This window comes from Mesorhizobium sp. B2-3-6, from assembly GCF_006442305.1.
In the GTDB taxonomy this organism is placed as follows: domain Bacteria; phylum Pseudomonadota; class Alphaproteobacteria; order Rhizobiales; family Rhizobiaceae; genus Mesorhizobium.
This window is the reverse complement of the sequence record NZ_VFVW01000004.1, coordinates 132,263-154,036: the sequence shown is the minus strand read 5'-3', so window position 1 is coordinate 154,036 and position 21,774 is coordinate 132,263. Positions and strand designations below refer to the sequence as shown.

At 64.1% G+C, this 21,774-nt stretch carries 20 protein-coding genes; 4 read left to right on the top strand and 16 right to left on the bottom strand.

Going from position 1 to position 21,774, the window contains the following annotated elements; genetic code table 11:
* Nucleotides 1–3: 3 nt before the first annotated feature.
* From FJ953_RS13260 to FJ953_RS13210, 11 genes are all read right to left on the bottom strand, one after another.
* Nucleotides 4–678: a response regulator transcription factor gene (locus FJ953_RS13260; protein WP_181165141.1), complete on the bottom strand. Its 675-nt coding sequence runs from the start codon at nt 676–678 to the stop codon at nt 4–6.
* Between the two features lie 343 nt (nt 679–1,021).
* Entirely contained in the window at nt 1,022–2,566 is a 1,545-nt protein-coding gene (locus FJ953_RS13255) for a Do family serine endopeptidase (RefSeq protein ID WP_140517974.1), read from the bottom strand.
* 136 nt (nt 2,567–2,702) lie between these two features.
* Nucleotides 2,703–3,170 (bottom strand): cytochrome c-type biogenesis protein, encoded by a 468-nt coding sequence (locus FJ953_RS13250; RefSeq protein ID WP_140517973.1) that lies wholly within the window; start codon nt 3,168–3,170, stop codon nt 2,703–2,705.
* Nucleotides 3,167–5,158: a heme lyase CcmF/NrfE family subunit gene (locus tag FJ953_RS13245; RefSeq protein ID WP_140624510.1), complete on the bottom strand. Its 1,992-nt coding sequence runs from the start codon at nt 5,156–5,158 to the stop codon at nt 3,167–3,169. The genes FJ953_RS13250 and FJ953_RS13245 overlap by 4 nt, the downstream gene beginning before the upstream one ends.
* Before the next feature lie 29 nt (nt 5,159–5,187).
* Nucleotides 5,188–5,631: a cytochrome c maturation protein CcmE gene (ccmE, locus tag FJ953_RS13240; protein WP_140494692.1), complete on the bottom strand. Its 444-nt coding sequence runs from the start codon at nt 5,629–5,631 to the stop codon at nt 5,188–5,190.
* A 14-nt stretch (nt 5,632–5,645) separates the two neighbouring features.
* Nucleotides 5,646–6,800, bottom strand: coding sequence for a c-type cytochrome biogenesis protein CcmI (gene ccmI / locus FJ953_RS13235; protein ID WP_140624509.1), 1,155 nt, complete (start codon nt 6,798–6,800; stop codon nt 5,646–5,648).
* Nucleotides 6,801–6,927: 127 nt separating this feature from the next.
* Nucleotides 6,928–7,365 (bottom strand): hypothetical protein, encoded by a 438-nt coding sequence (locus FJ953_RS13230; RefSeq protein WP_140520719.1) that lies wholly within the window; start codon nt 7,363–7,365, stop codon nt 6,928–6,930.
* 187 nt (nt 7,366–7,552) lie between these two features.
* Nucleotides 7,553–8,941 carry an ATP-binding protein gene (locus FJ953_RS13225; RefSeq protein WP_281405113.1) on the bottom strand — a complete coding sequence of 463 codons (1,389 nt, stop codon included), beginning with the start codon at nt 8,939–8,941 and terminating at the stop codon, nt 7,553–7,555.
* A gap of 28 nt (nt 8,942–8,969) precedes the next feature.
* Nucleotides 8,970–9,635 carry a response regulator transcription factor gene (locus FJ953_RS13220; RefSeq protein ID WP_140494700.1) on the bottom strand — a complete coding sequence of 222 codons (666 nt, stop codon included), beginning with the start codon at nt 9,633–9,635 and terminating at the stop codon, nt 8,970–8,972.
* Between the two features lie 71 nt (nt 9,636–9,706).
* Complete coding sequence (locus FJ953_RS13215; RefSeq protein ID WP_140494702.1) at nt 9,707–9,997, bottom strand: hypothetical protein; 291 nt, start codon at nt 9,995–9,997, stop codon at nt 9,707–9,709.
* 173 nt (nt 9,998–10,170) lie between these two features.
* Entirely contained in the window at nt 10,171–10,578 is a 408-nt protein-coding gene (locus tag FJ953_RS13210; RefSeq protein ID WP_140494704.1) for a DUF3168 domain-containing protein, read from the bottom strand.
* Nucleotides 10,579–10,834: 256 nt separating this feature from the next.
* Here FJ953_RS13210 and FJ953_RS13205 point away from each other — a divergent pair, with 256 nt between their 5' ends.
* Nucleotides 10,835–11,623 carry a hydratase gene (locus FJ953_RS13205; RefSeq protein ID WP_140624508.1) on the top strand — a complete coding sequence of 263 codons (789 nt, stop codon included), beginning with the start codon at nt 10,835–10,837 and terminating at the stop codon, nt 11,621–11,623.
* Nucleotides 11,624–11,668: 45 nt separating this feature from the next.
* Here the strand turns inward: FJ953_RS13205 and FJ953_RS13200 are convergent, their stop codons facing one another.
* The 5 genes from FJ953_RS13200 to FJ953_RS13180 form a co-directional block, all read right to left on the bottom strand.
* Nucleotides 11,669–12,475 (bottom strand): ABC transporter permease, encoded by an 807-nt coding sequence (locus FJ953_RS13200; protein ID WP_140624507.1) that lies wholly within the window; start codon nt 12,473–12,475, stop codon nt 11,669–11,671.
* Nucleotides 12,476–12,478: 3 nt separating this feature from the next.
* Nucleotides 12,479–13,312 carry an ABC transporter permease gene (locus FJ953_RS13195; RefSeq protein ID WP_140517968.1) on the bottom strand — a complete coding sequence of 278 codons (834 nt, stop codon included), beginning with the start codon at nt 13,310–13,312 and terminating at the stop codon, nt 12,479–12,481.
* Nucleotides 13,313–13,328: 16 nt separating this feature from the next.
* Nucleotides 13,329–14,441 carry an ABC transporter substrate-binding protein gene (locus tag FJ953_RS13190; RefSeq protein WP_140494711.1) on the bottom strand — a complete coding sequence of 371 codons (1,113 nt, stop codon included), beginning with the start codon at nt 14,439–14,441 and terminating at the stop codon, nt 13,329–13,331.
* 69 nt (nt 14,442–14,510) lie between these two features.
* Complete coding sequence (locus FJ953_RS13185) at nt 14,511–15,605, bottom strand: ABC transporter ATP-binding protein (RefSeq protein ID WP_140494713.1); 1,095 nt, start codon at nt 15,603–15,605, stop codon at nt 14,511–14,513.
* Nucleotides 15,606–15,763: 158 nt separating this feature from the next.
* Nucleotides 15,764–16,660, bottom strand: a complete 897-nt coding sequence (locus FJ953_RS13180) for a LysR substrate-binding domain-containing protein (RefSeq protein WP_140553936.1) — start codon at nt 16,658–16,660, stop codon at nt 15,764–15,766.
* A 75-nt stretch (nt 16,661–16,735) separates the two neighbouring features.
* On the opposite strand from FJ953_RS13180, the gene FJ953_RS13175 reads away from it, so the two are divergent.
* The 3 genes from FJ953_RS13175 to FJ953_RS13165 all read left to right on the top strand — a co-directional run bounded on the left by FJ953_RS13175 (nt 16,736) and on the right by FJ953_RS13165 (nt 21,646).
* Complete coding sequence (locus FJ953_RS13175; protein ID WP_181171578.1) at nt 16,736–18,325, top strand: amidohydrolase; 1,590 nt, start codon at nt 16,736–16,738, stop codon at nt 18,323–18,325.
* 28 nt (nt 18,326–18,353) lie between these two features.
* Nucleotides 18,354–19,286 (top strand): dimethylarginine dimethylaminohydrolase family protein, encoded by a 933-nt coding sequence (locus FJ953_RS13170; protein WP_140517963.1) that lies wholly within the window; start codon nt 18,354–18,356, stop codon nt 19,284–19,286.
* Nucleotides 19,287–19,492: 206 nt separating this feature from the next.
* On the top strand, nt 19,493–21,646 hold the full coding sequence (locus FJ953_RS13165; protein ID WP_140517962.1) for a penicillin-binding protein 1A: 2,154 nt from the start codon (nt 19,493–19,495) through the stop codon (nt 21,644–21,646).
* Nucleotides 21,647–21,774 lie beyond the last annotated feature (128 nt).

Here is a 21,774-nt window from a genome sequence, read left to right as displayed (position 1 = left end):
CGCCTAACCGGCCCTAAGCATGTAACCGGCGCCGCGAATCGTATGCAGGATGGGCTTGTCGAAGCCTTTTTCGATCTTGCCGCGCAGTCGCGAGACATGGACGTCAATGACGTTGGTCTGCGGATCGAAATGATAATCCCAGACATTTTCGAGCAGCATGGTGCGCGTCACCACCTGACCGGCATGGCGCATCAGATATTCAAGCAGGCGGAACTCGCGTGGCTGCAGCGTGATCTCGCGTCCGGCGCGCCTGACCGAATGCGAAAGCCGGTCAAGTTCGAGATCGCCGACGCGGTAGACGGTTTCGGCTTCCTTGGCGCTGGCCCGGCGGTTCAGCACCTCGACGCGGGCGAGCAGCTCGGAAAAGGCATAGGGCTTGGTCAGATAATCGTCGCCGCCAGCGCGTAGGCCGGTGACCCGATCGTCGACCTCGCCCAGCGCCGACAGGATCAGCACCGGCGTGGCGTTCCCCCTGGAGCGCAGGCCGGCGATGACCGAAAGGCCGTCGCGGCGCGGCATCATCCGGTCGATGACCATCACGTCGTAGTCGCCGGCATCGGCGAGCGCGAAGCCGGTCTCGCCGTCACCCGCGACATGCGCGGTGTGCCCGGCCTCGGTAAAGGCTTTCTGCAGATAATCCGCAGCCTCGCGATCGTCTTCTATGACGAGAATCTTCATAGGACCGTTATACGCGATTTCGCTGGAAGATTGAGTAGCCGGCATCTGCATTTTAGCCTTCGCCAAAGCGCATCGCGATCAAGATGATCCAGGCCGCGCGCGATAAAGTCTTGGTTCTCTGGTGTTACTGGCCCAGACATGCTGCCGGCATGCCGTTGCCACCAAAGCGCTCCGCTTGTTCACTCAGCCTGAGCGCATGGCCCGCGGGGTGAGTGCGGCAGCGGGCGATGGGAAGCCCGCTGCCGCCGGAGGGGAGCACGAGGACTGACTAACGTGCTCGGCTCCATACTTCCCGTGCGGCGGCTCGGGGGTGTTTGAAACCGCCGCACTGGAAAAGTCGTTGTCAGCCCTTGGCGACGGGCAGCGCCACGAAGCGGTTGTTGTCGTCGCGGGTAATCTGCATCAGGACGGCCTTGCGCCCGGATTTCACCGCTTCGTCCATGGCCTTGGTGACGTCGTCGGTGCCGTTGACTTCCATCGAATTGACCGCGGTGATGATGTCGCCCGGCTGGATGCCACGGTCGGCGGCATCGCTGTCGGGATCGACATCGGTCACCACCAAACCCTTGCCGTTCTCGGATTTGGTGACGGTCAGACCGAGATCGGCGAGCGTATCGGCCTTAGCCGGAGCCGCAGGCTTGTCGTCGGCCGAGGCCTGCTTGTCGCTTGAAGGCAGCTTGCCGAGCTCCACCTTGACGCTCTGGCTCTTGCCGTCGCGCCAGACCGTGACGTCAACCGACTTGCCCGGCGAATAGGCGCCAATCAGGCGGGCGAGCTCCTTCGGCGAAGCAACATCCTTGCCGTCGACCTGGGTGATCACGTCACCGGCGGTGATGCCGCTCTTCTTGCCGGGGCCGTCGTCCTGTGCGCTGGATACCAGTGCGCCGTTGTTGGACTTCAGGCCGAGCGATTCGGCGATATCTGATGTGACCGGCTGGATCTCGACGCCGAGCCAGCCGCGCTGCACGGCACCGCTCTTCATCAGATCCTCGACGACCTGCTTGGCGGTCGAGGCAGGAATGTCGAAGGCGATGCCGACGCTGCCGCCGGAAGGCGAGAAGATAGCGGTGTTGATGCCGACCACCTGACCGCTGAGGTTGAAGGTCGGGCCGCCAGAATTGCCGCGGTTGACCGAGGCGTCGATCTGGATGAAATCATCATAGGGACCGGCGCCGATGTCACGGCCCCGCGCCGAGACAATGCCGGCGGTGACGGTGCCGCCGAGACCGAAGGGGTTGCCGACGGCCACGACCCAATCGCCGACCCGAACCTTGGAGTCGTCGGCGAAGTCGACATAGGTAAATTTGCCGCCACCCTCGACCTTGAGCACCGCGAGGTCGGTGCGCGGGTCGGTACCGACCAGCTTGGCGTCGAGTTCCTTGCCGTCATTGGTCACCACGGTGAAGGCGGTGCCCTCTTCGACGACATGGTTGTTGGTGACGAGATAGCCGTCCTCGGAGATGAAGAAGCCCGACCCTTGAGCCACCGGGCGCGGCTCGCCATTACCGCGGTCACGATGCCCGAACCGGCGGTGGCCATCGTCGTTCTGGCCGCCCTGATCGCCAAAGCCGCGGAATTCCTTGAAGAAGCGGCGCAGCTGCGGATTGTTGGGCAAATTGTCGAAACCGTCCTGGCCGTCGGAGCCGTCATCGGCGGTGGGCTGGACCTTGGCCTTGACCTTGACGCTGACCACGGCGGGCGAAACGCGCTCGACGACATCGGCGAAGCTGGGGACCTGCGGCGCCTCGACGCGCACGGCATCGGCCAGAACGGGGCTGGTCCCGCTGGTCAATGCGCCAACGCCGATCGCGCCGGCAACGGCGACGGAAGCGACGGCAGCCAGGAGACGCTTGCGGGTGCGGGAATATGAATTGGGGGCAATATTCATGGGGTCTCGTATCCTCTTTTTCGAAGGGACGCGCCTTGTCGGCATCCTGAGGAAGAGAATTAGAGCGGCGTACATTACGACGCCATTTCCGACGCATGAAACTTTGGTAATGTTGGCGAACGATCGCCGCCTGCGCTCAATCGCGGCGCAGGATCGCCTCCAGTGCCGCCCGCTCGTCGGCGGAGAGGGATTTTGTCGCCAGTGTCCGACGCGATCTCGCGCTGATCACGACGAACAGGCCGCCGGCCAAAAGCAGGATCACCGGCGTGCCCCAAAGCAGAGCGTTGCGCAGGTCGAAGCGCGGCTTCAGCAGCACGAACTCGCCGTAGCGCGAAACCACATAGTCCATCACCTGCTTGTCGGTATCGCCAGCGACCAGGCGCTGGCGCACCAGAACGCGCAGGTCACGGGCAAGGTCGGCATCGGATTCGTCGATCGACTGGTTCTGGCAGACCATGCAGCGCAGCCCTTCCGACAGCGCTCGCGCCCTCGCTTCCAGCGTCGGATCGGCAAGCATCTCGTCGGGCTTCACCGCCAGCGCCGTGCCGGCAAAGGACAGCGCCAGCACCATCACGAGCGACGCGATGGACAACTTCGCCTTCATGGCAGGCCCGCGGGGCTCATGGCGCCGGCCTGCTTGCGGCGGCGCGAGGGTGCGCCGACGCGCAGGCGCCTGTCCATCAGCGACATGGCCGCACCAACCATCATGACCAGGCCGCCGCCCCAGATCAGCGTCACCAGCGGTTTCCACCACAGGCGCACCACGACCGATCCGTCATTGCCCTCGTCGCCGAGCGAAATGTAAAGCTGCGAAAGGCCCATCGTCCTGATGCCTGATTCCGTCGTCGTCGTCTGGCGTACCGGATAGAAGCGCTTGGCCGAGCTGATTTCGCCAACCGGACTGCCGCCGACACCGATCAGTTGGAAGCGACCCCGATCCTCGCTGTAATTCGGTCCCTGCGCCGGATGGAGCCCGGCGAAACGCAGAGTGTGGCCGGACAATTCGACGGTTTGCCCGGCATGCATCGACAGGATCTTCTCGGTGCCGAAGCAAAGCGTGCCGACGATGCCAAGCGTGGTCAGGCCAAGACCGAGGTGGGCAAGCGCTGTGCCGAAGACCGAGCGCGGCAGGCCGAGCAGGCGCCTGACCATGACCCTCGCAGCCACATTGCCGAACCCCGCCTTGACAGCGAGGTCGGTGAGAGCGCCGAGGATCAGCCAGACGGCAAGACCCACGCCAAGGGCTGCGAATACCGAAGCGCCGTTGATGAACAGGGCGGTGACCAGCGTTGCCAGAAGCGCCGCCGCGAAAGCTGCCATCAGGCGCTGCGCGACGGCGAAGACGTCGCCGCGCTTCCAGGCCAGCAGCGGCCCGAACGGAACCATGGCCAGCAACGGCACCATGAGCGGTCCGAAGGTGAGGTCGAAGAACGGCGCGCCGACCGAAATCTTGTCGGCCGAAAGGGCCTCGACCGCCAGCGGATAGAGCGTACCGACGAGTACGGTGGCGGTGGCCGTGGTCAGGAACAAATTGTTCAGCACCAGCGCGCCTTCGCGCGAAACCGGATGAAAGAGGCCGCCGGCCGTCAGCCTCGAGGCACGCAGTGCAAACAGCGTCAATGATCCACCGATGAACAGCGTCAGTATGCACAGGATGAAGATGCCGCGCGTCGGATCGGTGGCGAAGGCATGCACCGAGGTCAGGACGCCCGAACGCACCAGGAAGGTGCCGAGCAACGACAGTGAAAAGGTCAGGATGGCGAGCAGCAGCGTCCAGATCTTCAGCGCCGAACGCTTTTCCATGACGATGGCCGAATGGAGCAGCGCGGTGCCCGCGAGCCAGGGCATGAAGGAGGCGTTCTCGACCGGATCCCAGAACCAGAAGCCGCCCCAGCCGAGCTCGTAATAAGCCCAGTACGAGCCCATGGCGATGCCGCCGGTCAGGAACATCCAGGCGACCAGGGTCCACGGCCGCACCCATCGCGCCCAGGACGCATCGATGCGTCCGTCGATGAGCGCGGCTACCGAGAAGGAGAAACAGATCGAGAAGCCGACATAGCCGAGATAGAGCAGTGGCGGGTGCACTGCGAGGCCGAGATCCTGCAAAATGGGATTGAGATCGCGCCCTTCGATGGGCGCCGGCGAAAGCCTGGCGAAGGGATTGGACGTTGCCAGGATAAACAGGAAGAATGTCGCGCCGATCGCACCCTGCACGGCAAGCACGTTGGCGCGTAGCGTCGCCGGCAGGTTGGAGCCGAAGGCGGCGACCAGCGCACCGAAAAAGGTCAGGATCAGCACCCAGAGCAGCATCGAGCCTTCGTGATTGCCCCAGGTTCCAGTGATCTTATAGATCATCGGCTGCAGCGAATGGGAATTTTCCCAGACGCTGGCGACCGAGAAATCGGAACTCGCATAGGCGCTGACCAGTGCGGCGAAGGACAGTGCCGTCAGGGCAAAGCCGGTGATCGCGACGGGAGCGCCGACCGCCATCAGGCGCTGATTGTTGGTGCGGGCGCCAAACAGCGGCACCACCGTCTGCACCAGCGCCAGCGCGAAGGCCAGGACCAGCGCGAAATGTCCGGTCTCAACCATGATCACCAACCCGGCTATATCGAGCCTGCCTATTCACTCTTGCTCTCCTGCCAAACGCCCTTGGCCTTCAGCCCATCGGCCACTTCCTTGGGCATGTAGCGCTCGTCGTGCTTGGCCAGAACGCTGTCGGCCACAAAGACGCCATCCGGGCCGAACGTGCCCTCGGTGATGACCCCCTGCTCCTCGCGAAATAGGTCAGGCAGGATGCCTGTATAGGTGACCTTGACCGATTTATGGGTGTCGGTCACAGAAAACGCCACTGTCGCCCCCTGCCCGCGCTGGATCGTGCCTTTTTCCACCAGGCCGCCCAGCCTGATGCGCTGGCCCGGCTGCACCGTCGCCGTGGCCAGATCGGCGGGCATGTAGAAATAGGACGCCTTCTGGCCGAGCGCGTAGAATGTCAGGCCGGTGGCGGCGCCGAGGAAGGCCAGGCCGCCCGCGATCACCGACAATCGTTTCTGTTTGCGTGTCATTGTCCGGTCCAGCCCTATTGCGTCGCCGTCAGGCCGAGCGAAGCGGCAAAAGCGGTGAATTTCCTGGCTTCGTCACTGTCGGCTCCAAAGACGGCAATAGCTCGGCTCAACGCCTCGCGCGCCTGGTCGGCCTTGCCCAGCACGATGTATGAACGAACGAGCCGCATCCATCCTTCCGGGTCGCGCGGATTCTGCCGCAGCTTCTCGTCGAGCCCGGCGACCATGGTGTTGATCATGGCTTCCCTGTCCTGCGGCGACATCGATGAAGCGGCATCGATATCGCCCGCGGTCGGTCCGTTTGCCGGCTCGCTCGAAGCGACGCCTGCATTGCCGGCGCCGGAACTACCGGACTTGGCCAGCGCCTGCTCGATCGCGCCGCGCCATGGCGAATCCTTCGGCAGCGTGCCCAGCATCGCCTGCCAGGCCGCGGCCGCCTCCTTGCTGCGGCCCTCCTGCGCCAAGGCCATAGCCAGGTAGAAGCCGGCCTTGGCATTGGCCGGGTCAAGTTTCAGGGCCGCCTCGAAGGCCTCCTGGGCATCCGCCGAAACGATGCCGCCGGCGGCGCTGGCGATCGCCTCGCCGAGACCGGCCCGGCGAACAGCGCTGTCGCCGTCGAGGCGAATGGCGTTGCGATAGGCGGCGACCGCGTCGGAAAAGCGCTGCATGCGCAGATAGACCGGCGCCAGCACGTCCCATCCCCTGCCGTCGGACGGATTGGCGGCAAGATGGGCTTCGGCGCGAGCCACAAGTTCGTCGACCGAGCTGTCGGCCGGATTCTTGGCCAGCCGCTCGCTGAGCGGCTGCGAGGGCAGATCGGGCGAGCCTATGTTGATGTAGAGGCCCCAACTGACCAGCGGCACCGCCAGCACGGCCGCGGTGGCGACAAGCCGCGTCGCGACGGATGTACGTCCGACGGATGCGCTGCCGGCCTGGTCCGCATTGTCGAGGCGAAGGATGCGCCGGGCGATCTCGGCGCGCGCCTCATCGGCTTCGGCAGGCTTGATCAGGCCACGGGCGGCGTCGCGGTCGAGTTCGGACAGTTGGTCGCGATAAACTTCCAGATCGTGCTCGCCGCTCGAAGACGCGCTTCTGGCGCCACCGGCCAGCGGCAGCAGCACCGCCAGGCTGGCGCCCAGCGTTAGGATTGCGGCTATGACCCAGAACAGCATGGTTCTTCCAATAACGGCAGAGCCTTGCCCTGCCAACACAAGCATACTGCGACGCTTTGACGGCGGGCGCGCCGCCTATCCTTCATCGACATCAACCGGCCGGGTCCGAAATGGACCGGCTAGCCTGTCAGGTGAGCGGCGTCCAACTGCCATCGGCGTTGCGGCAAGCCGTTCCACGCGCCGTGACGCCTGCCCCGCCGGTAAAGACGGTCTGCGTGTACTGGCGGCAGTCCTGTGAGCCGACGCGGTAGGGCTGAGCCGGAACCACTTCGCCATAGCGGGACGCCTGGGTGCCCTTCCACGTCACCTTCTGGCCGCTCGTGGTGTATTCGAGCGCCTTGTATTCAGCCTCCAGCGCGCTGCGCTTCTCGGCTTCGCTAAGGCCGCTGCCGACCGACCCGCCGATGAGGCCGCCGCCCATCGCCGAAATGATCGTCGTGGCGACTTTGCCGCTGCTGGGTGGCGTGGAGGCCGGCGTCGCAGCGATGGTGGGAGCCTTGCCGCCCAAGGTGGTGCAGCCGGAAACGGCCATCAATGCGGAAACAAGCGCGACGCGAATCTTCATGCCAACAACCGGTTTTCTTGAGCTGGAGCCTGTCATGGATGAGCCGGGGGCCGCGTCATCGGAGAAGTCGGCGAGCCTATAATGTTGATATTTGTCGGAAATTTGGCCGTTGGGCCGGCTACGGAGCCAATCGGTGCGCCGCCATAACATGCCCAGTCCGTCAATGTCGATCGGCCGGGGAAAGGCATCACTGAAGGCTCCGCAATCGCACTACCGCCTTCAATCCGCCCATGCCGGACCGTTCGAGCAGCAGTATGCCTCCATACTCGTTGACGAGGTCGGCGACAATGGCCAAGCCGAGACCCGTGCCCGGCTTGGTCTCGTCCAGGCGTCGTCCGCGTTTCAACGCTTCGCGCGCTTTTTCCTCGGGTATGCCCGGTCCGTCGTCTTCGATGGCGATCTCGAACATGTTGTCGTCCTTGTCGCCCACGGGAACGACGGAAACCGAAACCGCGCTCTTCGCCCATTTCATCGCGTTTTCGAGCAGATTGCCGAGCAACTCCTCGAGGTCCTCGCGCTCGCCGGCAAAGACGATCTCGATCGGCGGCAGCGACAACGACAGGTTGGTCCGCGGATTGAGCTTCTGCAAGACCCTGACCATGCGCTGCACCAACGGCGCTATCGGCGTGCGGTAGACGACGCTGTCGCGCTGCGCCGCGACGCGGGCGCGCTGGAGATAGTGATCGACCTGCTTCTGCATGGAAGCGGCCTGTTCGGCGATCAGTTGCCCCTTGGCGCCACCAAGCGCCCGCCCCTCGTTGAGCAGCACCGCCAGCGGCGTCTTCAGGGAATGGGCGAGATTGCCGACCTGAGTCCGCGAGCGCTCGACGATACGCCGGTTGTTCTCGATCAAGGCATTGGTTTCGTTGGCAAGCGGTTCAATCTCGGCTGGAAACTGGCCGTCAAGTCTTTGCGCGGTGCCTTCGCGCACCATGGCGAGCGCGTCCCTGACCCTTCGCAGCGGTTGCAGGCCGAGCAGGATGGCGATGGCGTTGATGGCGATCATGCCGACGCCGAACAGGGAAAGGTAGGTCAGGAGGCGGCGCTGGAAGGTGGCGATCTCCTGTTCCAGTTCGGTCTTGTTGCCCATGACGCGAAAGCGGGCGGCGCGGTTCTTGGCATCGAGAACGAATTCGCTCTCGAACACGACCAACTCCTCGCCATCGATGCCTTGCGCCGCGTAGCTGCGCTGGAAATTGGCGTTGAAGGGAACGTCCGCCACATCGGGCGACGGGATCGTCCTGGTCATCGACGATGAGTGGAGATTGCCGTGCACGCCTTCCGAAGCGGGTTCGACGGACCAGTACCAGCCCGAATTCGGTTCCGAGAAGCGGAGGTCGCCGAGATCCGGAGCGCCGGTGAGCGCGCCGGTGTCGGAAATGCCGATGGAGCCGATCAGGTTGAACAGATGCGCAGAAAGCAGGCTGTCGAAACCGCGCTCGCTGGCCTGGCGGTAGAGCGTGGTAATGAGGGTGAAAATGACGATGAGGGTCAGGATCGCCCAGACCGTGGAAAAGGCGATGACGCGGAACGTCAGCGAGCGCGGCCACAAGCGCAGCGAGAGCCGCTTGCTCACGGTTGGGTTGGTAGGGAGCGGTTCCGCCTTACGCCTCCGGCTCACGCATGCGATAACCCATGCCGCGCACGGTTTCGATCATGTCGATGCCCATTTTTTTACGGAGCCGTCCGACAAACACCTCGATCGTGTTGGAATCGCGGTCGAAATCCTGGTCGTAGAGATGCTCTACCAGTTCGGTCCGCGAGACGACCTCGCCCATGTGATGCATCAGGTAGGCAAGCAGGCGGAACTCATGCGATGTCAGCTTCAACGGCACGCCGGCGACATCGGCCTTCGAGGCCTTGGTGTCGAGGCGCAGCGGGCCGCAGGTCAGTTCGGATGAGGCGTGGCCGGCGGCGCGGCGGATCAGCGCCCTGACCCGCGCCAGGACTTCCTCGATGTGGAACGGCTTGGTGACATAGTCGTCCGCGCCGGCGTCGATGCCGGAGACCTTGTCGCTCCAGCGGTCGCGGGCGGTTAGGATCAGCACCGGCATCTTGCGGCCGCCGCGCCGCCAGCGCTCGACCACGCTGATGCCGTCCATTTGCGGCAGGCCGATGTCGAGCACGACCGCGTCGTAGGGCTCGGTGTCACCGAGAAAATGGCCCTCCTCGCCGTCATATGCCCGGTCGACGACATAGCCGGCGTCGACCAGCGCATCCGATATCTGCCGGTTGAGATCCTTGTCATCCTCGACGACCAGTACGCGCATGCGAAGACCACTGCCTGTTGACCGATTGCTTCAGCTATAGGCCGATTCCGCCGGCCTGGGAAACGACGGGGTCAGTTCTGCGGGACGACGATCTCGGAGCGGCGCGGACGCTGCCCGTTCTTGCCCGGAACGAGCACGACGATGACGCAGACCGGCTGCCCGCCTCGCGTCGACTGCGAGGCCTTGGCAAGCGTCCCGCCATTCTGCTCGGCCACCTGCTGGCCGATCGCGTAGCAGTCGGCCGCCGCCACGACAATCGATTCATCCTGCGCGGCTGCCGGCGCAACGCTTGCCGGCACCGCAAGCAGCCCGGCGCAGAGCGCCAGGGTCGCGGTTCGGAAATGGGAGCGAAGCGTTCTCATGGCCAGCGTTGTAACGCATCGGCGCTGAACGTGAAATGAACGGTGATCGCCGCTGAAACCATGCTCGCCACCCCTGCAATGCGAGACAAACAAATTGAGATTTCACCGCCCAACCCGATGAAACCCATGAAGTTCCAGTCTAGACTCCGTTTCGTTCATATTGAAAGCGCGCGTCAGGCGTTTTCCTGGGTCAGCGCCCGAAAACGCAGCAGGCCGTGATGGACAAGCAGTTCCTCGTCATACCGCGCCTCGCTGAATTCGAGCGACAGGCGTGTCTGGCCGCGAGCACCGACCTCCAGCACCGCGTCGGCAAGGCGCGCCTCGATGGCATCCATGATGGCCCGCGTTTCGGCTTCGCCATGGGCCTTCGACCAGACATGCAGCGTAATAAGTTGATCGTCGCGGTTCTCGGCGCCGGTGTCCCAGTCAAAGGCGCAGGTCTGGCCGCATGTCACGTAGGGAAAGGCGACGTTGTCGGTTGGTTGTTCGCGCAGTCCGGCGCCGCCCAGCAGAGCCGACAGGGACGGATCGCTTTTTAGCCTCAGAAACAGTGCCTGTTGCAAATCGCCGGGCGCCGTCATCGTTTCTCCCTCACCCGGTGCGTTACCGACCCTGCTTGCCAGAAGCTCTTCCGCACTCCAGACGCTTTGCCGTATATAGCCATTTACTGAACGAACACGATTGCCGATTCGTTGTCACGATGATGAATGTCGATGATCTCGAAAATACGACTTCCCGACAATCTCGTCAGCGACGATGAATAGCGGGTACCCTTTGCGAACCGCAAGCATCAGCAACGCCCGGCAGCGCCGCATTTCCTAATTTCAGGAGCTGATCATGCTCGATCCAGAAAAGGCCAGGGCCGCGTCGCGCCTCCTGGTAGGCCATTGGGACAAGGGCACCCGCCTCGACGCCATCCCCGAGGAATTGCGGCCGAAGACGCGGGCCGAAGGCTACGCCATCCAGTCGCACGTCATGGATCGCTCAGTGGCTCCGCTCTTCGGCTGGAAGATCGCGGCAACCAGCCTGGCCGGCCAGCGGCATATCAACGTCGACGGCCCAATGGCCGGGCGCCTCCTCGCCGAGAAGGCGGTCGAGGTCGGTGGCTCCGTTTCCCTGGCGACAAGCAAGATGCGTGTCGCCGAGATCGAATTCGCCTTCCGGTTCGGCCGTCAGTTGCCGCCTCGCCCGGCGCCTTATGAAATCGGTGATGTAGTGGACGCCGTGGCGAGTTTGCATCCGGCGATCGAAATACCGGACTCCCGCTATGACGATTTCTGCGCTGTCGGCGCGCCGCAGCTCATCGCCGACAATGCCTGCGCCAATCTGTTCGTCATCGGCGAGGCGGTGGAAGACGATTGGCGCGACGTAGATCTCGCGAAGCACCCGGTGGCCGCTTTTGTCCCCGGAAAATCGCAGCATAACGGATCAGGAGCAGCCGTGTTGGGCGATCCTCGTATTGCGCTGACCTGGATCGTCAACGAATTGTCGGGCTTGGGCATAGCGCTCCAGCCGGGGCAGATCGTGATCACCGGCACTTGCGTGACGCCGATCAGCGTCGAGGCGGGCGACGAAGTCATCGGCGATTTGGGCAGGTTCGGCCGGGTCTCGGTGCGCTTCTGCTAGCAGTTTTACCCCTGTGACAATCCCCTGAGGCAGACAGGCCCCCGGTCATTGTCCTCCGCGCAGCCGCATTACGACGCTGCGCACTGCAAGCACCAGCACGGTGACGACGATCAGGATCACTGAAAGGGCCGCGATCGCCGGGTCGATATTGTCGCGCAGACCCATCCACATCAACCTGGGCAGCGTGATGGCGTTGACCGAGGTGATGAACAGCGTGACGCCGATTTCCTCCCAGGAGAGCACGAAGGACAGCAGTGCCGCGGTGACGATGCCGAATTTGATGTTGGGCATGATGATGCGCGTGGCGCGCTCCCAGACGCTGGCGCCAAGGCCACGCGCTGCGAGGTCGATACGGCGGTCAAGCTGGCTGAGGGAGACCAGGATCAGCACCGTGGCGAAGGGCACCGTCATCACCGAATGCGCCATGGCCACACCCAGCCAGGTGTCGTAGCCGAAAAAGGAACTGACGCCGGAGATCGAGGTGAGCAGGAAATAGAGCGTCACCGCCGAGACCACCGGCGGCACCACCATCGGTAACAGCACGAAGCCGACCAGAGCCGCGGTGAAGCGCGGCTGGAACATCCACACGCCAAGGCTGAAGCACAGTGCCAGCACCGTCGAGATGACACTGCTGACGATGCCGATCCTGATCGAGAGCAGGATGGACTGGAGCCAGCGCGGATCCTCGATCAGCGAGCGGTAGTGGCGCAGCGACAACTCGCCCGTCGGCATCGCCAGCATGCGGCTGGGCGTCAGCGAGACCGGGATCACGGCCAGCAGCGGCAGGAGCAGGAACAGCGCCACCAGGACGGCGAGGGCCAGCGAGACGGGACCGGGGCGATAGGTCGGCATAGGCTACACCAATTGCTTCGGTCTGACGTAGCGGAAGAGCAGCGCCATCAGGATGCCGACGAACAACACCAGCACCACGCTGATGGCAGCACCCAGCCCCCAGTCCGGGCTCTGGAAGATGCGGAGATAGATCAGTTCAGCGATCATGACGCTGCGGCCACCGCCAAGGATCGCCGGCGTGACGAAGAAGCCGAGCGAGAAGACGAAGACGATCAGCGCGGAGCCGATGATGCCGGAGCGCGTCATCGGCACGAACACCGTCCAGAAGGTGCGCATGCGGCTGGAACCCAGCCCGCGCGCGGCGAGCAGCACACGCTCGTCGAGGCTGCGCATGGAAGACGCCAGCGGAAAGACGGCGAAAGGAATGAGGAAGTGCGTCATGCCGACGATGACGCCGAATTCGTTGCGCACCAGCGTCAGCGGTTCGCCAATGAAGCCGATCGACTGCAGCCAGGTGTTGATCAGGCCGCGGTTGGAGAGAAGCGCCACCCAGCCGAAGGCGCGCGTCAGCACCGATATCCAGAACGGCACCAGGATGCAGAATTCGGCCAGCACCCGCTGCGCCGGGCTGCCGCGCACCCAGACCACGGTGATGGCGTAGGCAGCGGCAACCGATACAACGGTGACGATCGCCGCGATGCGCAGCGTGCGGACGAACACCGACTGTACCAGCGGGTCGGTTATCAGCGCGCCGTACTGGCCAAGCCCCGGCGTCGGCAGCGTGAAGCTCCACTTCACCACGCCGAGGAACGGCCAGGCATAGGCGAGGCCAAGGAACAGGAGCAGCGGCGCCATCAGCAGCGCCGCGCCCATCCTATCCGAGAGAACGCCTCTCATGTCAGCCCAGCGCCGGTCAGGCGGAGATGATCTTGGTATATTCGTCCAGCGCCGCCCCGTAATTCTTGGCGTACCAGTCCATGTCGAGCGGGATCTGCTTCTTCATGTTCTCGGGATCGACCGGGTTGATGCGCTTCTTGTCGGCGGGAACCAGAGCGTCGGCAGCCGGGTTGGCCGGGCCCTGACCGAGCTTGTCGAACATGACAAGCTGCTTTGCAGGGTCCTGCGCGCTGGCGATGAACTTCATCGCCGCGTCCTTGCCGCCGGGGTTGTTCTTCAACACGGCCAGTGCGCCGGGCGAAATCAGGCCCTGGTCCCAGATGAACTTGATCTGACCGCCCGAATCCTGCTCGATCAGCGAGGCTCGCGTCGACCAGACGATCGCCATCGAGGCTTCGCCGTTGAGCAACACGCTCTGGCTTTCCGCGCCGCCGCCCCAATAGGCGACGACGTTCTCCTTGAACGCGGCGATCTTGTCATGCGCGCGCTTGAGGTCGAGCGGATAGAGCGACGCCGGCGCGATGCCGTCGGCGAGAAGAGCCGCCTCCCAACTCGACACGCCCCATTTGTAGAGGGAGCGCTTGCCGGGGAATTTCTTCACGTCGAAGAAATCGGCCATGCCGGTCGGGGCATTGCTGCCGTATTTCTGCGAATCGTAGGCGATCACATAGGAGAAGAAATAGGTCGAGGCGGCGTAATCCCAGCCGAAACCCGGCCGCATCTTCTTCTTGTCGACTATTGTGTAGTCGATCGGCTCGAGCATGCCTTGCGCGCCAAGCGTGATGGCCGAGAACGGGTCGACGTCGACAAGATCCCAGGTCGGCGCACCGCTTTTAAATTGTGCCGCGATGGCCCCTTCGGTCGGGCCGGAGCCATCCATCTTGACGGTGATGCCGGTGTCCTTGGTGAAAGCCTGGCCATAGGCGGCGTCGTAAGCCGTGATGGCGTCGCCGCCCCAGTTGACCAGCACCAGTTCCTTCGCGGCGGCGAAGGACTTGGTCGAGCGCAGCAGCAGCGGCGTGCCGGCAAGCACGAGGCCTGCAAGTTGCGTGAATTGCCGGCGCGAGATCTCACCGCGCCTTGTCCTTTCGGAGAGCGTTTCGATGGCCTGTTTTTTGGTATCGTTCATGTTAGTTCCCCTTTGTTTTCGTTGATCGAATCCGGAATCCGGTGCGGCGAATTCAGGCCGCGCCGGTGCTCATTGCCCTCCGTCCGGAAGGAGGAAACCCTTTTCCGCCGGCCAGGTCAGCCAGACGGAATTGCCTTTGCTGAGTGCCGCGGCCGCGACCTCGTTCGGCACAGAGACGGTCACCTTCGCACCTTGGCGTGTCGTAAGGTCGAGTTTGGTCGCCGCGCCCAGATAGGTCGATCCGATCGCGGTGGCAGCTATGCCGTTCTCGCCTGCCGCCGCCTCGCGCGCTATCGACATATGTTCTGGCCGGATCGCCAGGATGGCATTGCCATCCACTGCTTCGGCGTTGCCGCGCAGCTTGATTGCCCGGTCTTCGCAGAGCGCGGTCGCGCCATGGTCGGCGACGCGCACGCCCTTCAGCGGCAGCATATTGATCTCGCCCAGGAACTCGGCGACGAAGCGGTTGGCGGGCCGGTCATAGACCTCGTCAGGCGCTCCGACCTGCAACAATTTGCCATGGTTGAAGATGGCGACACGCGAGGACAGCGCCAGCGCCTCGCTCTGGTCGTGGGTGACGAAGACGAAGGTGGTGCCGGTCTCCTGGTGCAGACGTTTCATCTCGGCCTGCATCTGGCCGCGCAGGCTCTTGTCCAGCGCCGAGAACGGCTCGTCGAGCAAAAGCACGCCCGGCTCGAACACCAGCGCGCGGGCCAGCGCCACGCGTTGTTGCTGGCCGCCGGAAAGCTGCGCCGGCAGCTTCTTCTCGTGGCCGAGCAGACCGACGCGCTCTATCATCTCGCCGACGCTACGCTTGATCTCGGCGGCAGATTTCTTGCGAACCTTGAGGGGAAAGGCGATGTTTTGCTCGACGCTCATATGCGGGAAGAGCGCATAGCCCTGGAACACCATGCCGGCGGCGCGCTGTTCGGCCGGCCGGTCGGTAATATCGACGCCGTCGCTGAACAGGCGGCCCTCGCTGGGCTGCAGGAAGCCGGCCAGGATCATCAGGAAGGTGGTCTTGCCGGAGCCGGAGGGGCCGAGCAGCGTCAAAAACTCGCCGCGGCCGATATTGAGCGTCAGATTGTCCAGCGCACGGAACGAGCCGAAGCTCTTGCCGATCCCGTTCGCCTTGATCTCTGCGGCCCGGCCGGGTTGCTGCATCCTGCCTCTTCCTTGGTGGCTGGGGAAATCGTAGGCAGCGCGAAGGCTCACCGCAACCGAATAGTTTTCGCCTGATCGGCAAATTTGATTCATCTATGGCGAATGCCGGCGACGCTGGAGCCGCGAAATTCACCTCTCCTGGGGGAGATCAGTTGATCTCAATATGTCCGCAACCTGTTCTCCGATAGCTTCGACCTCAACCATCCCCCAAACGCCTCCAGCACAGGGTGACCCGCCTTGGCGTGCTCGGAAACCAGGAAATAGGAACGCGGCGACGGGATCGAGGTCTCGAACGGCTTGACCAGCCGGCCCTCACTCAGCGCCCGGCGGCTGGTCAGCTCGTCCCCCATGGCGATGCCCTGGCCGGCAATCGCCGCCGAGAAAACGAGGTTCATGTCGGAAAAGAAGATGCCGCCCTCGGTGTCGGGGTTCTCGACCTTGGCCAGCGCCAGCCAGCGCGCCCAGTCCTCCGTATCGCCAAGATGCAGCAGGTTGGCGCGCAGGACGTCGGCGGGCTTGGAAAAGCCGCCCACTTTGTTGAGTAGCGTCGGGCTGCAGAGCGGCGTGAACGAGATTTCGCACAGCAGTTCCACCACGCGGTTCGGCCAGTTGCCGACGCCAAAGGCAATGAAGGCGTCGGCGTCCGGATTGCTGACGTCGTCGAGCCGCCGGGGCGTCAGTATGCTCAGCGCCACGTCCGGATACATCTGCCGGAACTCGCCGATATGGGTGCACAAGAACAGCGAGGCGAAGCCTGGTGTGCATGAGACTGCGAAGGAGCCGCCGACCCCGGTGCCGGCGTTTTGCGCCACCGCGTCGCCGAGCACGGTCAGCGCCTTGCGCACGTCCGCGGCATAGCGCTGGCCGCGCGGCGTCAGCGCCACGCCCTTGCCGATGCGCTCCAGCAGATCGAAGCCGAGGTCGCGTTCGAGCAAGCGCAATTGATGGCTGACCGCACTGCGGGTGAGGTGCAATTCGTCGGCGGCGCGCCAGACGCTGCCATGACGGGCGAAACTGTCGAGGGCGCGCAGCGCCTGCGTCGATGGAATTCTCAAGAGGTGAACCGAATTTGCACGAACCGGGAAAACATATCACTTTTTGGCGAGCCGCTTCACTGCTTTCTTTGGCGCATGGAAAAACCGGTGACGACATCGGCGCAAGAAACCGCTCTTGCCTGCCTCGACGGCATCCAGCCGCTGCTGTCGGCCTGGACGCGCACCATCTTCGACTTCGGCGAGACTGCCTGGCGCGAGTACCAGTCGGCAGACTGGTATGTCGATCGGCTGAAGCGCGAGGGGTTTGCGGTCGAGGAAGGCTCCGCGGGCATGCCGACGGCCTTCTGCGCCCACTGGACCAATGGGGACGGTCCGACCATCGGCATGTATGCCGAATATGACGCCGTGCCCGGCAACTGCCAGGACGCTGCCACGGTGATGCGGCCACGCCTCGGGCTCGGTTCCGAAGCCGGCGGCCATACCGATCCACACTCGGGCCTGGGCATGGCCAGCCTGGGCGGTCTGCTCGCCACCAAGGCCGCCATGCAGCGCCACGGCATTGCAGGCACGCTGCGCTTCACCGGCGAGCCGGCGGAGAAGGTGCGCGGCTCGAAACCGATCCATGCAGCCAAAGGCTATTATGACGGCCTAGCCGGCATGATCTCCTTCCATCCCTTCTACATGCTGCCGCTCTGCAACACTGCGCGCTGGGACACCCATTGCGGCGCTGCCTACGCGATGATCTATCGCTTCATCTGCGATGAGCCCGAGAATTGGGCACGCGCCGCCGGCGACGGCGCCCCGATCCCGCAGGCACATTCGGCGGTTCGCGCGCCCGGCGCCAACGACGCGCTGATGACGATGTACATAGCCTCCAAGGCGCTGCGCGATTCCATGCTGCCGCACCAGGGCGGCTGGTCGATCAGCGAGGCGATCCTGACGGCGGGCCAGGCCACCGCCGACAATCTGCCGGCAGGCCTTGCCGAGATCCAGTACATGATCCGTGTTCCGACCATCGCCATGGCCGAGCAGGTCACCGCCGTGCTCGACCGAAACGCCTCGGCCGCCGCCGCGATCAGCGGCTGCCGCTACGAACGGCACTGGGTTTCGAAGTCGCGGCCGGGGCTGGCCAATCATGCCATGGCCGGGATCGCCTATGAGGCGTTGGCGAGCGTCGGCCCGCCCCGCTGGGACGAGGCGGCGAAGAAGATCGCCCGCGAGATCCAGGTCAATGCCGGTGGGGTGGCGAGCGAAAACCCCTTCATCGACGAGCTGGAGCGGCTGATTGCACCACAGGAGGCAGAGGCGATCCTGCGCCGCGACCTGCCGCCGTCGCAGGTGAACTCGACCTCGGACGACTACACCGACATGAGCTGGCACGCGCCGACGGCGCGTTTCTATGTCGCCCGCCCTGCCCTGCGTTCGGCAAACGGTCATGTTTTTCCAGCTTGGGCGATGAACGCGCTGGGTGGCATCCCGGCGACCATCGACCCGATGGTCATCTGCGCGGCGAAGACCGTCGCGCTATCCGCCCTTCGCCTGCTGGAAGACAAGGCCGCGCGCGACATGGCGATGGACGAGTTCGTCACCCGAACCGGCGGCGGCATTGGCGGTTCGACCTGGATCGCCCCGCTCTGCGACTACGATCCGCCCATCAACTTCCGCTGGCCGGAATATGTCACCACGCCGCGCGGCCGCGACTGGTGGATACCAAGCAAGCAATGACCGCAAACGCCCATACGAGGAGAACCGCATGACCGTTCATGACCGCATCATCGCCGAGCCGTTTTCGCTGCAGCGCCGCAACCCAGCCGGCGGCACCAAGCCGCTGACATCATGGGGTTTCGCCAACGAGACCGACGTCTTGACCGATGTGCTGCTCGGCTCGCCCAATTTCCTGCGCCATCTCTCGACCAGCTCCCTGTCGCGCAAGCACCTGCGCGAGGCGCCCTGCAACATCCAGATCGCGCAGGCACAACACAAGGATCTGGTCGCGGCCTACGAGCATTTCGGCGTCAACATCCACTGGCACGAGCCGACGCCGGAGCTGCCGATGCAGGTCTACTCCCGCGATTCCAGCGTAATGACGCCCTACGGCGCCATCATCACCGCCATGGCCAATTGGTGGCGGCGCGGCGAGAATTACGCCGCCATCCGCACCTATGAAAAACTCGGTATCCCGATCTACGACATGGTCACCGCAGGCACCTTCGAGGGCGGCGATTTCAACGTCATCGAGGACGGCGTTGTGCTGATCGGCTGCGGCGGCGCCCGCACGCAGGAAGAAGGCGCCCGGCAGGTGCAGGCCTGGTTCGAAAAAGAAGGTTGGGAAACACGCATCGCCTTCATCGACGAGTACTATGTCCATATCGACCTGATGGTGGTGCCGATCGCCGAAAAACTCACCGCCGTCTGCCTCGCCTGCACCGAGCCGGGGATCGTCGACTGGCTGAAGGGCAAAGGGCACGAGATCATCGACGTGCCGTTCCAGGACACGATGGCGCTCGGTTGCAACTTCATGTCGCTTGGCAAGGACAGGGTGATCGCGCCGACATCCAGCCAGTCGCTGATCGGTCAACTCAAGGCGCGCGGCTTCGAGGTGGCGGCCGTCGACATGAGCGAGATCTCCAAGACCGGCGGCGGCATCCACTGCATGGCGCAGGCGCTGAAGCGCGAGGCGGCCTGAGCCCGGAACGGCAACCCCCATCTTCGCCGGCCTGATCAGCGTCAGGCGGGTGAATGGCAGTTTGTAACCGCCCCCATCAACAAACCCCGCAGGTGTGTCCTCGCCACCCTTGTGGGCGTCCGCAAATGGATGAATAGTCAGGGCGGCGTCGCCCTGAAACTGCCCGCTTGGTTTTCAGGCCGTGCCATAGCCGTCCGGGTTTTTGAATGGTCAGTCCTGAACCACGCAAGAGAAGAGGTGCGATCGCCGCTCGGCTGCTGGCGCTCGACGCATGGATCGATTCCTCTCTCTACGAGATCGGGTTCAAGGCGCGCCAGTTCTGGGAGGGCGCGACGATTTTCTCGCGGCGCTTTCGCGTCAACGGCTGGCGCCGTGGCATCGTCGAGCTGTTGAGCGAAGGTTTCACGCTTGGCGCCGGCGGCATCGTCGTCATGCTGGCGCTGGCTATTCCCGCCTTCCAGGACACGGCCGGCGACTGGCGCGCCCAGGGCGACTTCGCCGTTACCTTCCTCGACCGTTATGGCAACGAGATCGGCCAACGCGGCATCATCCAGCGCGATTCCGTGCCGGTCGACGAAATGCCCGATCATGTCATCAAGGCGGTGCTTGCCACCGAGGACCGGCGTTTCTTCGACCATTACGGCATCGACGTTCTTGGCCTGTCGCGCGCAATCTTCGAAAATGTGCGGGCAAACTCCGTCGTCCAGGGCGGCTCCAGCATCACGCAGCAGCTCGCCAAGAACCTGTTCCTGACCAATGAGCGCACCTTCGAGCGCAAGATCAAGGAAGCCTTCCTGTCGCTGTGGCTCGAAGCCAATCTGTCGAAGAAGGAAATCTTGCAGCTCTATCTCGACCGCGCCTATATGGGCGGCGGCACGTTCGGCATCGAGGCGGCGGCGGACTTCTATTTCGGCAAGAGCGTCAAGGACCTCAATCTCGCCGAGGCGGCGATGCTTGCAGGCCTGTTCAAGGCGCCAACCAAATACGCGCCGCACATCAACCTGCCGGCCGCGCGCGCGCGCGCCAATGTGGTGCTGTCCAATCTCGTCGATTCCGGCTTCATGACCGAGGGCCAGGTGCTGCAGGCAAGACTGCATCCGGCCGATGTCGTCGACCGCGGCGAACAGAAGAGCCCCGATTATTTCCTCGACTGGGCCTTCGACGAGGTCAAGAAGATCGCCAAGCCCGGCCAGCACTCGCTGGTGGCGCACACCACCTTCGACGCCAACATCCAGAAGGCGGCGGAAGAGTCGGTGGAGTTCCACCTGCGCCAGTTCGGAAAGGAGTACAACGTCACCGAAGGGGCCGTGGTGGTCATCGAGACCAACGGCGCGGTGCGCGCGATCGTCGGCGGCCGCGACTATGGCGCCAGCCAGTTCAACCGCGCCACCAAGGCGCTGCGCCAGACCGGTTCCTCCTTCAAGCCCTATGTCTATGCAACGGCGATGGAGCACGGCTTTACGCCGAACTCGATCGTATCAGGCGGGCCGATCAGCTGGGGCAACTGGTCGCCGCACAATTACGGTGGCGAGTCGGCGGGCAAGGTCCCGCTGATCGTGGCCATGGCCAAGTCGATCAACACGGTGCCCGTGCGGCTTGCCAAGGACTATCTCGGCATCGGGCCGATCAAGGCGATGGCGGAATCATTCGGCGTGGAATCGCCGCTCGAAGCGCACAAGACCATGGTGCTCGGCACCTCGGGCATGACCGTGATGGACCAGGCGACGGGCTACAGCGTGTTCGCGCAGAACGGCTTCGTCGGCTCCAGGCATGGCATCACGCAGCTCGTCACCCGCACCGGCGAGGTGGTCTACGATTTCGCCAAGGATGCGCCGCCGCCGCATCGCGTGCTGTCCGAGCAGGCGCTGAAATCGATGAACACCATGCTTGTCGCGGTACCGGCGATGGGTACCGCCAGGCGCGCGCAGATCCCCAACATCGTCGTCGCCGGCAAGACCGGCACGACGCAATCCTACCGCGATGCCTGGTTCGTCGGCTTCACCGGCAACTACACGGCGGCCGTCTGGCTGGGCAATGACGATTTCACCCCGACCAAGAACATGACAGGCGGCTCGCTGCCGGCGATGGTGTGGCAGCGGCTCATGGTCTATGCGCATCAGAACATCGACCTCAAGCCTATCCCCGGCATCGACAAGCCCTTCGTCGACGAGGAGATCGCGGCCAAGGCCGCGGAAGCGCAGAAGAAGAGCGAGGAACAGGCAGCGGCCGATGCCGCCGCCGAACGGCCGCCGGTGCTGTCCAGCCGGACGACACAGACGCTCAGGGACATGACCCACCTGTTCGAAACGGCGCGCAGGCTCGGTGCATCTGCTCCGCCCGAAACGCTGTCGGCGCTGTGATCGCGGCGCCTCTTCCCTTCTGTCTTCGGGAAGATGGAAAAGCCGCACCTTGCGAATCCGCGTCCTGCGGCTTGCCACACGACCCCGCGCCGCGATATCCCCGAGCGGCAATTCTTCATGCGCCCGGC